Source organism: Ancylobacter sonchi, from assembly GCF_018390695.1.
GTDB lineage: Bacteria > Pseudomonadota > Alphaproteobacteria > Rhizobiales > Xanthobacteraceae > Ancylobacter > Ancylobacter sonchi.
In genome coordinates this window covers 206,764-220,687 of the sequence record NZ_JAHBGF010000028.1, presented here as the reverse complement: position 1 = coordinate 220,687, position 13,924 = coordinate 206,764, and the positions used below count along the sequence as shown (strand labels likewise).

The window sequence follows — 13,924 nt, the reverse complement described above, 5'->3', positions numbered from 1 at the left end:
AACGGCGCTCCGCGACAGCGGGGCGCCGGACGCCCCTTTCTTGCCCGGAGAGAGCCGATGACCACCCCGCTGAAGGTCGCCACCGTCCAGTTCGAGCCGACGATGTTCGAGAAGGAGCGCAACATCGCCCGCCTTCTCGATCTGGTCGGCGAAGCCGCGCAGGCCGGCGCGAAACTGATCGTGACGCCGGAAATGGGCACCACCGGCTATTGCTGGTTCGACCGCGACGAGGTCGCCCCCTTCGTCGAGCCGGTGCCGGGCGCCACTACCGAGCGCTTCGCCGCGGTGGCACGCCAGCACGGCTGCTACATCGTCGTCGGCATGCCCGAGGTCGATGCACAGACCAACCTCTACTACAACGCCGCCGTGCTGATCGGCCCGCAGGGCGTGGTCGGCACCCACCGCAAGACGCATCCCTACATCTCCGAGCCGAAATGGTCGGCGCCGGGCGATCTCGGTCATCAGGTGTTCGACACCCCGATCGGCCGCATCGCCATGCTCGTGTGCATGGACATCCATTTCGTCGAGACCGCACGGCTCGCCGGGCTCGGCGGCGCCGACATCATCTGCCACATCTCCAACTGGCTGGCCGAGCGCACGCCGGCGCCCTACTGGATCACCCGCGCGGTGGAGAACAGCTGCTACCTGATCGAGGCCAACCGCTGGGGGCTGGAGCGCACGGTGCAGTTCTCCGGCGGCAGCTGCGTCATCGGCCCGGACGGCGCCATCGAGGCGGTGATCGATTCCGGCGACGGCGTCGCCTATGCCGAGCTCGACCTCGAACGCGCCCGCGAGCGGCGCATGCTCGGCGAGAAGGTGTTCGAGCAGCGCCGGCCGGAGCTCTACATGGAGCTGCCGACCCACACCCATAGCTGGAACCCGCTCGACTTCTTCAAGCTGTATGGCCACCGGCCGCTGCCGCCGGGCCGGCGCTCGCGCGTCGCCGTCGCGCAGTTCGCGCCAACCGGTGACGTCGGCGCCAATCTCGCCCGCATCGACGAGCTCGCGGGACAGGCGGCACGCGAGCAGGGCGCCGAGCTGGTGGTGTTTCCCGAGCGCGCGGTCACCGGGCTCGACGCCCCCGCCGCCGAGCGGCTCGACGGGCCGGCGGTCGCCCGGCTGGTCGCCATCGCCGCGCGCCACGGCCTGCATCTCGTCGCCGGCCTCGCCGAGGAGGCGGACGGCGCCTTGTACAACAGCGCCGTGCTGGTCGGGCCGCAGGGGGTGATCGGCAGCTACCGCAAGACCCATCTCGACGCCTCCGACCACAATTGGGCGACGCCGGGCGAGGAGTGGGGCGTGTTCGACACCGCTTTCGGACGCGTCGGCCTGCTGATCGGCCACGACGCCGCCTTCCCCGAGGCCGGGCGCGTGCTGGCGCTGCGCGGCTGCGACCTCGTCGCCTGCCCGGCGGCGCTGCGCGGCAGCCTCACCGCGCCGCATGCCGGCTCCAAGGTGGCGCAGAACTACCCGATCCCCACCGGCGCCGACCCGCACCACTGGCACCTGATGCGCGCCCGCGCCGGCGAGAACAATGTGCATCTCGCCTTCGCCAACGTGCTCGATACCGCTGCCGGCTATCACGGCAAGAGCGGCGTGTTCGGGCCGGATACCTTCGAGTTCCCGCGCCGCGAGGTGATTCTCGGCGAAGGCGAAGGGGTGGTCGCCACCGACGTCGATACCTCCAACCTCGACACGCCCTACCCGACCAATGTGGTACGCCGCAAGGATCTGGTGGCGATGCGCCAGCCGCACCATTACGTGCCGCTGATCCGCTGACCGCCGGCGCGCAAGGGCGCGCCGCACCACCGATGTCGACCCACGGCCATGCCCGGTGCGGCGCCTGTGAGCGCCCGCATCGGGCGTGGCCGCGTCGTTTCGCTGACCAATTTTGCCCCACCGGCTGACGCTTTTTTGGCCTTGCCTTCGGCCCGCGCCTCCAAGAAACATACTGGAGATATATCTTAAGGATCTCAGATGGCCCGCCCCGATCTGCGCACCATGGTGCTCGAAACGCTGCGCAGCGACATTCTCGACCAGAAGATTCCGGTCGGCGAGATCCTGCTGGAGAAGGAGGTCGCGACCCGGCTGTCGGTGAGCAAGACCCCGGTGCGCGAGGCGCTGGCGCTGCTGTGCCAGGAAGGGCTGGTTCAGCTGTTCCCGCGCCGCGGCTATGTGGTGCGCGGGCTGAGCCTGCGGGACGTGCTCGACACCTTCGACCTGCGCGTCATCCTGGAGGGTGCCGCCGCCGAGCGGGCGGCGCTGCACCTCACCGTCGCCGAGCTCGATCTGCTGGCCGACCTCTGCGAGCACGATTGCTGCCGCACCTCGTCGCTCGACGACAGCGGCCAGCGCACGGACATGGCGCACAGCCTCGACTTCCACCTGATCATCGCCCGCGGCAGCCGCAACCAGCTGCTGGCCGCCGATGTCGAGCGCCTGCTGCGGGCCTCGCGCCGGATCACCGCCATCGGCTTCACCTATGGCCATCACGTCGGCATCGTCGAGGCGCTGCGCGCGCGCGATCCGGCCGCCAGCCGCAAGGCGATGGAAGACCACATCCTCGCCGGTCGCCAGCTGGCGTTGCAGACCCTGGCCCAGCGCCATGACGAGATCGCCGGCTGACCGCCGCCGAGAAAGAGAGTGCCGTACGGCACCAATTCAAAAAGCAACCTTCCGACAGAGGAGCCTTCCATGACGTTTTCCATCGACCGCCGCGGCCTTCTCAAGCTGGGTGCCGGCGCCGGCCTCATCGGCACCGGGCTCGGCAGCCTGCTCACCGCCCCGCGCGCCGAAGCCGCCGCCCTGCCCGCCACCATCAAGGTCGGCCTGTCCAACCAGCTCCCCTACGCCTTCCTCGACGACAAGGGCGTGCTCACCGGCCAGTCGCCCGACGTGCTGAAGGCGGCGCTCGAGGGCAGCGGCATCACCAAGGTCGAGCCGGTGGTCGCCGAGTTCAGCGCCCTCATCCCCGGCCTGCTGGCCAAGCGCTTCGACGTGATCTGCACCGGGCTCTACATCCGCCCGAAGCGCTGCGAGGTGCTGGCCTATGGCAACCCGGATTCGATGAGCCGCGAGACCATGGTGGTGAAGGCCGGCAACCCGCTCGGCATCAAGAGCCTCGACGACGTCAAGAAGAACCCGGCCATCAAGATGGCGGTGCTGCGCGGCGGCGTCGAGGAGGCCTATGCCAAGGCCGCCGGCGTGCCGGAATCGCAGTGGGTGGTGCTGCCCGACACCGCGCCGCTGCTGGCCGCCGTGCAGGGTGGGCGCGCCGACGTCGCCTTCTGCTCGCTGGTCATCATCTACCCGACGCTGCAGACCATGACGGATTCCGGCCTGGAGATCGTCAAGGACTTCGTCGACCCGATCGTCGACGGCAAGCCGGCGATCGACTACGCCGCCATGGGCTTCCGCAAGGAGGACAATGCGCTGCGCGAGGCCTATGACGCCGGCCTCGCCAAGCTGATCGCCTCGGGCCAGCTTGCCGCGATCAACAAGAAGTACGGCCTGCCGGAGGCGCTCTCCCCGGTCGCCTCGACCCCCACCTCGGCCGAGCTCTGCAAGGCCTGAGGCACGGCATCCGTCCTCGGATCGCGACGACCTCCCGTCCGGCCCGCCCCGGCCGGACGGGAGCCAACGACATCGGACCATGGAAACACTGTTCACCACCGTCATCGCCCTCGTCCCCCGCCTCCTCGACGGGGCGGTGACCACCGTCGCCATCACGCTGCTGACCGCGCCGGTCGCGGCGCTGCTGGCGCTGATCGCCGGCCTCGCCCGGCTGTCGCACGTCAAGGCGGTGGCGGCGGCGGCGGTCGTCTATGTCGAACTGTTCCGCGGCACCTCGCTGCTGGTGCAGCTGTTCTTCATGTTCTACGTGCTGCCGCTGATCGGCATCGAGCTGTCGCCCTGGACCACCGGCGTCGCCACGCTGGCGCTGAATTTCGGCTCCTATGGCTCGGAGATCGTGCGCGGCGCACTGCTCGCCGTGCCGCGCGGGCAGATCGAGGCGGCGCTGGTGCTGCACATGCCGCCGAGCCAGGTGCTGCGCCGGGTGCTGCTGCCGCAGGCGCTGCCGGCCATGCTGCCGCCCTTCGGCAACCAGCTGGTCGAGCTGGTCAAGGCGACCTCGCTCCTCTCGCTGATCACCATTTCCGACCTCGCCTTCGTCGGCAACGCGCTGGCGCAGACCACCGGCCGGGTGACCATGGTCTATGTGCTGCTGCTGCTGATCTACTTCGCCATCGCCTACACGCTGACCCTTGCGGTGCGGGCGCTGGAGCGCCGCTATGGCACGGGCGCAACCGTGGCGGGCGCGCGATGATGTTCCAGCTCGACTATGCCGGCGAGTTGCTGCCGATCCTGCTCGAGGCCTCGCTGGTCACGCTCGGCGCGACGCTGGGTGGCATGGCGCTGGCGCTGGTACTCGGCCTCGCCCTCGCGCTGCTGCGGCGCTCGCCGCATGCCGTCCTCCGCCGGCCGGCCTCGATGTTCGTCGAGTTCGTGCGCTCAACGCCGCTGCTGATCCAGATCTTCTTCATCTACTACGTGCTGCCGCTCTACGGCGTGCGCATCCCCACCGTCGCCTGCGGCATCGTCGCGCTCGGCCTGCACTACGCCACCTACACGGCGGAAGTGTACCGCGCCGGCATCGAGGCGGTGCCGCGCGGGCAATGGGAGGCGGGGCGCGCGCTCAGCCTGCCGGCCTACCGCATCTGGCGGCACATCGTGCTGCCGCAGGCGCTGCCGCCGGTGGTGCCGGCGCTCGGCAACTACCTGATCGCCATGTTCAAGGAGACGCCGCTGCTCGCCGTCATCGGCGTGCACGAGCTGCTCGGCACCGCGTTGCAGGAGGCGAGCCAGACCTACCGCTATTACGAGCCGCTGACGCTGGTCGGGCTGATCTTCCTCGCCTTCAGCCTGATCGCCGCCCTCATCCTGCGCCGCGTGGAGGTGCGTCTTGCCGACCGCTCCTGACGCCCTGCGCTTCACCCCGCCGCTCGACGCCCTCAAGCTCACCGGCATCCGCAAGACGTTCGGCGGCACCACCATCCTGTCCGGCTTCTCGCTCGACGTGCCGGAGGGCCAGCGGCTGGCGCTGATCGGCGGCTCGGGCTCGGGCAAGACCACCGTGCTGCGCCTCATCGCCGGCCTCGAAAGACCGGACGCCGGCGAGATCGAGCTGTTCGGCCGCCAGCTGCCCTATCGCCGCTTCGCCGGCCGGCTGATCCCCGACGATCCGCCCGAGGCGCGCGAGCTGCGCCGTCCCGTCGGCATGGTGTTCCAGCACTTCAACCTGTTCCAGCACCTGACCGCGCTGGAGAACGTGATCGAAGCGCCCATCCATGTGCTCGGCCAGTCGCCGGCGGAGGCACGACGAGCGGCGATGGCGCTGCTCGACAGCGTCGGGCTCGCCGATCTCGCCGACCGCTACCCCCGGCAGCTGTCCGGCGGCCAGCAGCAGCGTGTCGCCATCGTGCGGGCGCTGGCGCTGAAGCCGCGCGTGCTGCTGTTCGACGAGGTGACCGCCTCGCTCGACCCGGAAAAGGTCGCCGAGGTGCTGGCGGTGATGCGCGCCCTCGCCGCCGACGAGCGCGTCACCATGATCATCGTCACCCACGAGATGGGTTTTGCCCGCGAGGTCGCCGACCGGGTGGTGTTCATGCAGCGCGGCGTCATCGTCGAGGACACGCCGGCCGCCGCTTTCTTCGCCGCCCCGCAGGATCCGCGCAGCCGCGCCTTCCTGAACCTTGCGAGCTGACGATCATGTCCGCCGAAGACATCACCACCACCGACACCACCACCGACACCGGCGCCCTGCCGGACGCCCCCACTGCCCCGCTGCTGCCGCGCAGCGAATTCGTCGGCCTGCCCGACGGCGTCAGCCATCTCTATGCCGGCGGCGAGGCTCCGGTCCTCCGCGCGGCGCTCGAAGCGCTCGCCGACTACGCTGCCGACAAGAGCGGCGGCGGGCCGGGCCGGCGGCGCATGGAGGAGCGGGTGGAAGCCGCCCGCGCGGCGCTCGGCCGCCGCCTCGGCCTGCCGCATGCCGAGCGACGGCTCGCCTTCACGGCAAGCGTCAGCCACGCCATGGACCTCGCCGCCCGCGCCCTGATGACGACGCCGGGCGAAATCGTCATGCTCGACGACGAGTTTCCCTCGCTGCCGCTCGCCTTCGCCGGCCAGCCGGCCGAAGCCGGCGTGCTGCGCTTCGTGCCCGCCGGCGAAGGAGCCGAGCAGCGGCTGATCGCCGCCATCGGCCCGCGCACCCGGGCGGTGTGCGTCAGCCATGTCAGCTTCCTCACCGGCCGGCGGCTCGACCTCGCCCCGCTCGCCGCCGCCTGCCGGGCGGCCGGCGCCGCGCTGCTGGTCGATGTCTCGCATGCGGCGGGAGTGGTGGAGATTCCCGTCGAGTGCTGCGACATCCTCGTCGCCTGCACCCATAAATTCCTGCTCGGCCTGCACGGGGCGGGCTTCCTCTACTGGAACGAGGAGCGGCTCGGCCGCTGTCCCGTCGTCGCGCCGGGCTGGAACTCGGCGGCGCGCTACCGGGTCGCCGATGGCGGGCTCGACTGGGCGCCGCGCGACGGCATGGCGGCGATCGAGGCCGGCAACCCGAATTTCGGGTCGCTCTACGCGCTCAAGGCGGCGCTGGACCGGGTCGACGCCCTGCCATTGCGCACGGTCGAGACGCACGCGCTCGCCCTCGCCGGCCGGCTGAAGGCGCTGCTCGCCGCGCGCGGCATCCCGCTCTGGACGCCGAGGACGGCCGGCCATGCCGGCTCCAGCGTCGCGATCCCCTGCGCCGAGGCCGGAGCGGTCGCCGCCCGGCTGGCAGAGGAAGGATTGCTGGTCGCCGCCAGCGACGGGCGGCTGCGCCTGTCCTTCCACCTGCACACTGCGCGCGACGACGTCGACCGCGCCGCCGCGGCGCTGGCGACGGTGTTGCCGTGAGCGACGCCGGTCCCGCGCCGCTCACGGGGGCCTCAGACGCCCGGCGGCATCTGGCGGTGATGCTCGGTCTGCCGCTGATAGGCCGCCACCAGCGCCAGCAGCGCCGGCTCGCCGAAGGGACGCCCCACCAGTTGCAGCCCGACCGGCAGGCCGCGCCGGGAAAAGCCGGCCGGGAAGGCCAGCGCCGGCACGCCGAGATAATTGGCCGGCCGCATGAAGCGGCTGATCGACTGGATCAGCGCCTCGGCATCGGGGCCGCCGCCGATATCGGTCTCCGCCAGCGTCGGCGCGTCGAAGGGCGCGACCGGCGTCAGCACCGCGTCGAGACCGTCGATGGCGGCGAGATGGGCGGCGAGCGCCGCCCCGCGTCCGCGCAGCGCCTGGAGATAGTCCTGCGCCGAATAGCCGAGGCCGTTCAGCAGGCGGTTGCGGATCTGCGGATCATAGGGCGCGTCGGTGAACAGGCGCTCGCGATGCTGGCTCGCCGCCTCGCTGGCGACCAGCACCAGTTGCGCGGCGCTCAGCCCGTCCTGGTCCGGCAGCTCGACCGGCCGCAACTCGACGCCGAGCCGCTCCAGCACCCGCACGCAGGCCTCCAGCGCACCAGCGACATCGGGCGACAGGCCGTCGGTGTAGAAGGCCGTCGGCAGCCCCACCCGCAGCCCGCCGACGGGCGCGGCGCAGGCTGTGACATAATCGGCGCCCGGCGCCGGCTCGGCGGTCGGGTCGCGCCGATCGGCGCCCACCAGCGGCGCGAGCAGCGCGGCGACGTCCTCGGCGGAGCGCGCCATCGGGCCGATGGTGTCGAGGCTGAAGGACAGCGGCATGGCACCCGCGCGGGAGACCAGCCCGCTGGTCGGCTTCAGCCCGGTCACGCCGCAGAAATGCGCCGGCAGCCGGATCGAGCCGCCGGTATCCGAACCGAGCGCGCCATGCGCCAGCCCCGCCGCGACCGCCACGCCCGGCCCGGAGGACGAGCCGCCGGTGATGTGCGCCGGATTCCACGGATTGCGCGCCGGGCCGAGAAAGGCGTTGTGGCCGGTACTGTTATGGGCGAACTCCGCCATGTGCAGCGTGCCGAGATCGAGCGCGCCCGCCACGTCGAGCCGTTGCAGCACGGTGGCGGTTCCCTCCGCCACGACGTCGGCGAACAGGCGCGAGCCGCAGGTGGTGACGCGACCGTCGCGGTGGAACATGTCCTTGTGCGCCAGCGCCACACCGCCGAGTGGGCCTTCGGGCGCAGCCTCCACCGCCGCGCCGGCCTCCTCGCCATCATGGCGCACGAAGGCGTTGAGATGGCGCAGCCGACGCTCGGCGTCGGTGAACTCCTCGACCAAAGCGGTGGCCCGCACCGACCCTTCCGCGATCCGTGTGGCGACCACCCGTACCGGCAGCCAGCGCGGCGAGACGCCCCCGGTCATCGCCGCTCTCCCTGCCGCAGCACCGCGAGGAAATCGGCCGGCTCGCTGCCGAAGGCGGGACGCGGCAATCCGGCGGCCAGCCGCGCCCGCGTCGCGCTCACCACGGCTTCCACCGCCCTCGCCCGGCCATGCGGGATCGGACCCGCCTGCGGTCCGGGGGCGACCTCCTTGTCGTCATCCATGCTCGGCACTCCCATTCAGCCTCTCGATGTCACCCTCATTACAATGAACATCGAGACAATATCAAGTAGTTATAAGTATAAATACGATAAAATTCAACAATACAAGGAATACATAAAATGAAATCAAGGAATCCATATGGCTGGGAGGAGCGCAGCGCGGTCCTTGAACTTGATTTCGACGAGAGCGAATTCCGCTCCCGCATCCGCTCGGTGCAGACGCGCCTTGAGGCGCTGGATCTCGACGCGCTGCTGGTCTGGGAGGAGGGCGCGAACGGCAGCAATGTCCGCTATCTCAGCGGCTTCTACATGCCGCCCACCTGGATCGGCGGCTCGCTGGTGCTGGTCGGGCGCGAGGGCGACCCGGTGCTCGTCACCAGCGCGGTGGCGCATGGCGAGCCGATGCATTCGAACATCCAGACCACCTGGCTGCGCGACGTGCGCGCCGTCGGGCTGGACTATGCCGAGGTGATCGCCGCCGTCGCCGGCCTCACGGCGGGCTGGCCGCCGGGCCGGCACATCGGCGTCGCCGGCTTCGACCGCCTGCCCTACGCACTGCGCGTCGGCCTCGACGCGGCGCTGGAGGGCCATCGCCTCGTCGACGATGGCGGGCTGATGAAGGCGCAGCGGGTCATCAAGTCGCCGGCGGAGATCGCGCTGTTGCGCCGGCTCGGCGCCATTACCGCCGCTGGCATGGAGGCCGCCATGGCGGCGGCGGTCCCGGGCGCCACCGAATCGGAGGTGGCGGCGGCGGCGCATCGCGGCTGCATGGCCGCCGGCGCCGAACAGATGACGTTCGGCTGCTTCGTCGGCTCCGGCAAGCGCGGCGCGCTGAAGAACATGCCGCCGCGGCCGGACCGCAGGATCCTGCCCGACCAGCTCGTCGTCATCGACCTCGGCTGCAAGCTGGGCGGCTACCAGTCCGACATGTCGCGCAACGTGGTCGCCGGCCAGCCGGCGGCCGAGGTCGCCGCCATGGTCGAGACCTGCCGGCGCGCGCTCGACGCCGGCAAGGCGATGATCCGCCCCGGCGTCGCCGACCGCGACATCGTCGCCGCGATGCGCGAGCTGATCGCCGGCGCCGGCTTCGCGCCGTGGGACTGGTCGATCTGCCACGGCTACGGTCTCGATCTGGTGGAGACGCCGACCTTCGCCGCCTCCGAGCCGACCATCCTCGAGGCCGGCATGTGCTTCTATGTCGAGCCGATGATCATCCCCCCCGATATCGGCGCGATCTGCATCGAGGACATGATCGTGGTGACGCCGGACGGCTTCGAGAACCTCACCCCAGTCCGCACCGCCGCCTGGTGAACCCCTCCCCGCCCCGCTCCTCATGGCGCGGGGCGGCAACCGAACGGGCGCCTCGCGCCTGTCTACGCCCACCGAAGATGACGTAACGTAAATATTGATGACGGATATTGAAGCATATCCCGGTATAGAACTTCCATTTCTTTAGAAGCATTCCAATAAGAGTCACATATTCGTTTTCCCCGCGACTTGACTACACAGGCACGTTGAAAGGCTGCTGTCGGAATTCTATAGCTCCCTTCAACGGACGGCATCGTCGCCCGTGTTCTGGAGGTTGCATGAAAATGTCCGTTCATCGACTGGCTGGCCTTGCCGCGTTCGCCCTGCTGCTCGGACTCTCCGCCCCGGCGGCGGCCCAGACCGGCGGCGCCTCCGAGGGCATCGTCGTCTACAATGCCCAGCATGAGAGCCTCGGGCGCGAATGGACCGACGCCTTCACCAAGGCGACCGGCATCCCGGTCACCATGCGCCAGGGCGGCGACATGCAGCTCGCCAACCAGCTGATCGCCGAAGGAGCCGCCTCCCCCGCCGACGTGTTCCTCACCGAGAACTCGCCCGCCATGACGCTGGCGGATAGCGCCGGCCTGTTCGCGCCGGTCGACAAGGCGACGCTCGATCAGGTGCCGGCAGCGTTCCGTCCCTCCGACGGGCGCTGGATCGGCATCGCCGCCCGCGCCACCGTCTTCGCCTATGACAAGACCAAGCTGAGCGAGGACAAGCTGCCCAAATCGATCATGGATCTGGCCGATCCAGCCTGGAAGGGCCGCTGGGGCGCCGCGCCGGCCGGGGCGGATTTCCAGGCCATCGTCAGCGCCATGCTGGACATGAAGGGCGAGGAAGCGACCCTCGCCTGGCTGAAGGCGCTCAAGGCGAACGCCCTGCCCTACAAGGGCAACAGCATCGCCATGAAGGCGGTGAATGTCGGCGAGATCGAGGGCGCCATCATCTATCACTATTACTGGTTCGGCGATCAGGCGAAGACCGGCGAGAACAGCAACAACGTCGCCCTGCACTATTTCCGCCACCAGGATCCCGGCGCCTTCGTCAGCCTCTCCGGCGGGGGCGTGCTGAAGTCGAGCCAGCACCCGAAGGAAGCGCAGGCGCTGCTCGCCTTCATCACCGGCAAGGCCGGGCAGGACATCCTCAAGAACGGCACCTCCTACGAATATGCCGTCGGCAAGGATGCCGCCTCCAATCCCAAGCTGGTCCCGCTGTCCGATCTGCAGGCGCCCACGATCGATCCCTCGCGGCTCAACAGCCGGAAGGTGACCGAGATGATGACCGCCGCCGGATTGATCTGAGCCGGCGGCCGCCCCTCGCCGGGGCGGCGGCCCTCCTCACGGGATAGGCACCAGCGTGCGGCACGACGACGGCTCCTTCGCCTCGCTTCCCCCGGTCGACGGCCTCGCCGCGACGGGAGCGATGCTGCGCGCGCCGCGCCTGCCCGCCCTCCTCGCCCGCCATCCGCTGGTACATCTGGCGGCGGCGCTGGTGGCGCTGGCGAGCCTGGTGCCGCTCGGCTTCGTCGTTGCCACCACCTGGGAGGTCGGCTGGGACACGGTGCGCGAGCTGGTGTTCCGCCCGCGCGTCGGCGAGCTGCTGGTCAACACCGCGCTGCTGGAGGCCACCAGCGTGCCGATCTCCATCGTGGTGGCGGTGGCGCTCGCCTGGCTGATCGAGCGCACCGACCTGCCTTTCGCACGGCTGTGGTCGTGGCTGGCGGTCGCCCCGCTGGCGGTGCCGGCCTTCGTGCACTCCTATGCCTGGATCAGCCTCGCCCCCGGCATGCACGGCCTGTGGAGCGCCACCTTCGTCTCGGTGATCGCCTATTTCCCGTTCCTCTATCTTCCGGTGGCGGCGACGCTGCGCCGGCTCGACCCGGCGATCGAGGACGCCGCCGCCTCGCTTGGGCTCGGCCCGTGGCGGGTGTTCTTCCGCGCCATCCTGCCGCAGCTGCGCATCGCCATCTGCGGCGGCTCGCTGCTGATCGGCCTGCATCTGCTGTCGGAATACGGGCTCTATGTGATGATCCGGTTCGACACCTTCGCCACCGCGATCGTCGACCAGTTCCAGTCCGCCTATAACAGCCCGGCCGCCAACATGCTGGGCGGGGTGCTGATCGTCTGCTGCCTGCTTCTCATCGCGCTGGAAGCGCTGCTGCGCGGCGGCGAGCGCTACGCCCGGGTCGGCGCCGGCGCGGCGCGGCCGGCAACACGGCGGGCGCTCGGGCGCTGGCGGCTGCCGGCGCTCATCCTGCCGGCGGCGCTAGCGTTGCTCACCCTCGGCGTGCCGCTATGGACGCTGGCCCGCTGGATCGTACTCGGCGGCATCGCGATCTGGCCGGCCGAGGTGCTGGTCACCTTCGCACAGACCATGGCGCTGGCGCTCGCCGGCGGCGCGCTCGCCACGCTGGCCGCCGCGCCGATGGCCTGGCTGTCGGTGCGCGCGCCGGGCCGGGTCCAGCGGGTGCTGGAAGCCTGCCACTATTATGTCGGCTCGCTGCCCGGCGTGGTGGTGGCGCTGGCGCTGGTCAGCCTCACCGTCCGGTATTTCCTGCCGCTCTACCAGACCTATGCGACGCTGCTCGCCGCCTATGTGCTGCTGTTCCTGCCGCGCGCCATGGTCGGGCTGCACGCCAGCATCGCCCAGGCGCCGGTGGAGCTGGAGCGCGCCGCCCAGGCGCTCGGCCGTACCCCGGCGCAGGCGGTGCGGCAGGTGACGCTGCGGCTCGCCGCGCCCGGCGTCGCCGCGAGTCTCGCCCTCGTGGCGCTCGGCATCACCAATGAGCTGACCGCCACGCTGATGCTGGCGCCGAACGGCGTCGAGACGCTGTCGACCCGCTTCTGGTCGCTCACCAGCGAGATCGACTATGTCGCCGCCGCGCCCTATGCGGTGATGATGGTGGCGCTGTCGCTGCCGCTCACCCTGCTCCTTCATGCCCAATCGACGCGGGTGGCCGGCCAATGACCCTGCTCACCATAGACGGCCTCGGCAAGAGCTACGGCCACACCACCGCGCTCGACGACGTGTCGCTGCGCGTCGAGGCCGGCCGGCGCACGGCGGTGGTCGGCCCGTCCGGCTCCGGCAAGACCACGCTGCTGCGTCTCGTCGCCGGCTTCGAGGCGCCGGACGCCGGCCGCATCGAGCTCGACGGCACGATAATGGCCGACGGCCCGGCGCATGTACCGGCGCACCGGCGCGGCATCGGCATCGTCGCGCAGGACGGCGCGCTGTTCCCGCATCTCAGCGTCGCCGAGAATATCGGCTTCGGCATACCGCGCGGCACGCCGGACCGCGAGACGCAGATCGCCGGCCTGATCGACATGGTGGAACTCGACCGCGCCATGCTGGAGCGCCGGCCACACCAGCTGTCGGGCGGCCAGCAGCAGCGCGTCGCGCTCGCCCGCGCTCTCGGTCGCAAGCCGCGGCTGATCCTGCTCGACGAGCCGTTCTCCGCGCTCGACACCGGCCTGCGCGAGAACATGCGCAAGGCGGTGGCGCGGGTGCTGCAGGCGGCCGGCATCACCGCCATCCTCGTCACCCACGACCAGACCGAGGCGCTGTCCTTCGCCGACCAGGTGGCGGTGCTGCGCGGCGGGCGCCTCGTGCAGACGGGCGCGCCGCGCACGCTCTATCTGCAGCCGCGCGATCGCGAGACCGCGCTGTTCCTCGGCGACGCCGTGCTGCTGCCGGCGCACGCCCGCGACGGCCATGCCGACTGCGCGCTGGGAGCGGTGCCGATCCGCGCCGAGCGGCAGGGGCGCGTCGAGATCATGCTGCGGCCGGAGCAGATCCGCATCGTCCCGGCGGATGAGGACGGCACCGGCCGGGTGGTCGACATCGAGTTCGGCGGCGCGGTCTGCACGGTGACGGTGGCGCTGGAGGGCACCTCGCTGCCGCCGGTCGCCATCCGCACCTCCAGCCTCGCCCCGCCGGCCCTCGGCGACCGCGTCCGGCTGGACATTGACGGCGCCGCGCATGTGCTCGACGCGGACGGCGCGGATCGGCCGCCGGCTCCGTAGATCGCCCCGGCCGGCTCCGCTCTCTCCGGGCCGGCCG

Annotated in this window: 13 protein-coding genes; 11 read left to right on the top strand and 2 right to left on the bottom strand. The window is 70.7% G+C overall.

What is annotated here, in order from left to right:
* The first annotated feature begins 57 nt into the window (after positions 1-57).
* From KHC28_RS16445 to KHC28_RS16415, 7 genes are all read left to right on the top strand, one after another.
* Positions 58-1,779, top strand: a complete 1,722-nt coding sequence (locus KHC28_RS16445; protein ID WP_214009436.1) for a nitrilase-related carbon-nitrogen hydrolase — start codon at positions 58-60, stop codon at positions 1,777-1,779.
* A gap of 198 nt (positions 1,780-1,977) precedes the next feature.
* Positions 1,978-2,625: a GntR family transcriptional regulator gene (locus KHC28_RS16440; protein WP_214009435.1), complete on the top strand. Its 648-nt coding sequence runs from the start codon at positions 1,978-1,980 to the stop codon at positions 2,623-2,625.
* Between the two features lie 69 nt (positions 2,626-2,694).
* Positions 2,695-3,573 (top strand): ectoine/hydroxyectoine ABC transporter substrate-binding protein EhuB, encoded by an 879-nt coding sequence (gene ehuB / locus KHC28_RS16435; RefSeq protein WP_214009434.1) that lies wholly within the window; start codon positions 2,695-2,697, stop codon positions 3,571-3,573.
* Positions 3,574-3,652: 79 nt separating this feature from the next.
* Entirely contained in the window at positions 3,653-4,327 is a 675-nt protein-coding gene (ehuC, locus tag KHC28_RS16430) for an ectoine/hydroxyectoine ABC transporter permease subunit EhuC (RefSeq protein ID WP_214009433.1), read from the top strand.
* On the top strand, positions 4,324-4,980 hold the full coding sequence (gene ehuD, locus KHC28_RS16425; RefSeq protein ID WP_214009432.1) for an ectoine/hydroxyectoine ABC transporter permease subunit EhuD: 657 nt from the start codon (positions 4,324-4,326) through the stop codon (positions 4,978-4,980). The genes ehuC and ehuD overlap by 4 nt, the downstream gene beginning before the upstream one ends.
* Entirely contained in the window at positions 4,964-5,764 is an 801-nt protein-coding gene (locus KHC28_RS16420; protein ID WP_281419121.1) for an amino acid ABC transporter ATP-binding protein, read from the top strand. Before ehuD ends, KHC28_RS16420 begins: the two co-directional genes overlap by 17 nt.
* A 5-nt stretch (positions 5,765-5,769) precedes the next feature.
* On the top strand, positions 5,770-6,957 hold the full coding sequence (locus KHC28_RS16415; RefSeq protein ID WP_214009431.1) for an aminotransferase class V-fold PLP-dependent enzyme: 1,188 nt from the start codon (positions 5,770-5,772) through the stop codon (positions 6,955-6,957).
* A 32-nt stretch (positions 6,958-6,989) separates the two neighbouring features.
* On the opposite strand, the gene KHC28_RS16410 is transcribed toward KHC28_RS16415, so the two are convergent.
* Together KHC28_RS16410 and KHC28_RS16405 are read right to left on the bottom strand one after the other, a co-directional pair.
* A complete protein-coding gene (locus KHC28_RS16410) occupies positions 6,990-8,378 on the bottom strand; it encodes an amidase (protein ID WP_214009430.1) in 1,389 nt (462 codons plus the stop codon).
* Entirely contained in the window at positions 8,375-8,560 is a 186-nt protein-coding gene (locus KHC28_RS16405) for a hypothetical protein (RefSeq protein WP_214009429.1), read from the bottom strand. The genes KHC28_RS16410 and KHC28_RS16405 overlap by 4 nt, the downstream gene beginning before the upstream one ends.
* Before the next feature lie 117 nt (positions 8,561-8,677).
* Here KHC28_RS16405 and KHC28_RS16400 point away from each other — a divergent pair, with 117 nt between their 5' ends.
* From KHC28_RS16400 to KHC28_RS16385, 4 genes are all read left to right on the top strand, one after another.
* Complete coding sequence (locus tag KHC28_RS16400) at positions 8,678-9,868, top strand: M24 family metallopeptidase (RefSeq protein ID WP_214009428.1); 1,191 nt, start codon at positions 8,678-8,680, stop codon at positions 9,866-9,868.
* A 275-nt stretch (positions 9,869-10,143) separates the two neighbouring features.
* Entirely contained in the window at positions 10,144-11,166 is a 1,023-nt protein-coding gene (locus KHC28_RS16395) for an iron ABC transporter substrate-binding protein (RefSeq protein ID WP_214009427.1), read from the top strand.
* A 121-nt stretch (positions 11,167-11,287) separates the two neighbouring features.
* Complete coding sequence (locus KHC28_RS16390) at positions 11,288-12,832, top strand: ABC transporter permease (protein ID WP_214009939.1); 1,545 nt, start codon at positions 11,288-11,290, stop codon at positions 12,830-12,832.
* Entirely contained in the window at positions 12,829-13,887 is a 1,059-nt protein-coding gene (locus tag KHC28_RS16385) for an ABC transporter ATP-binding protein (protein WP_214009426.1), read from the top strand. Before KHC28_RS16390 ends, KHC28_RS16385 begins: the two co-directional genes overlap by 4 nt.
* The last annotated feature ends 37 nt before the right edge of the window (positions 13,888-13,924 follow it).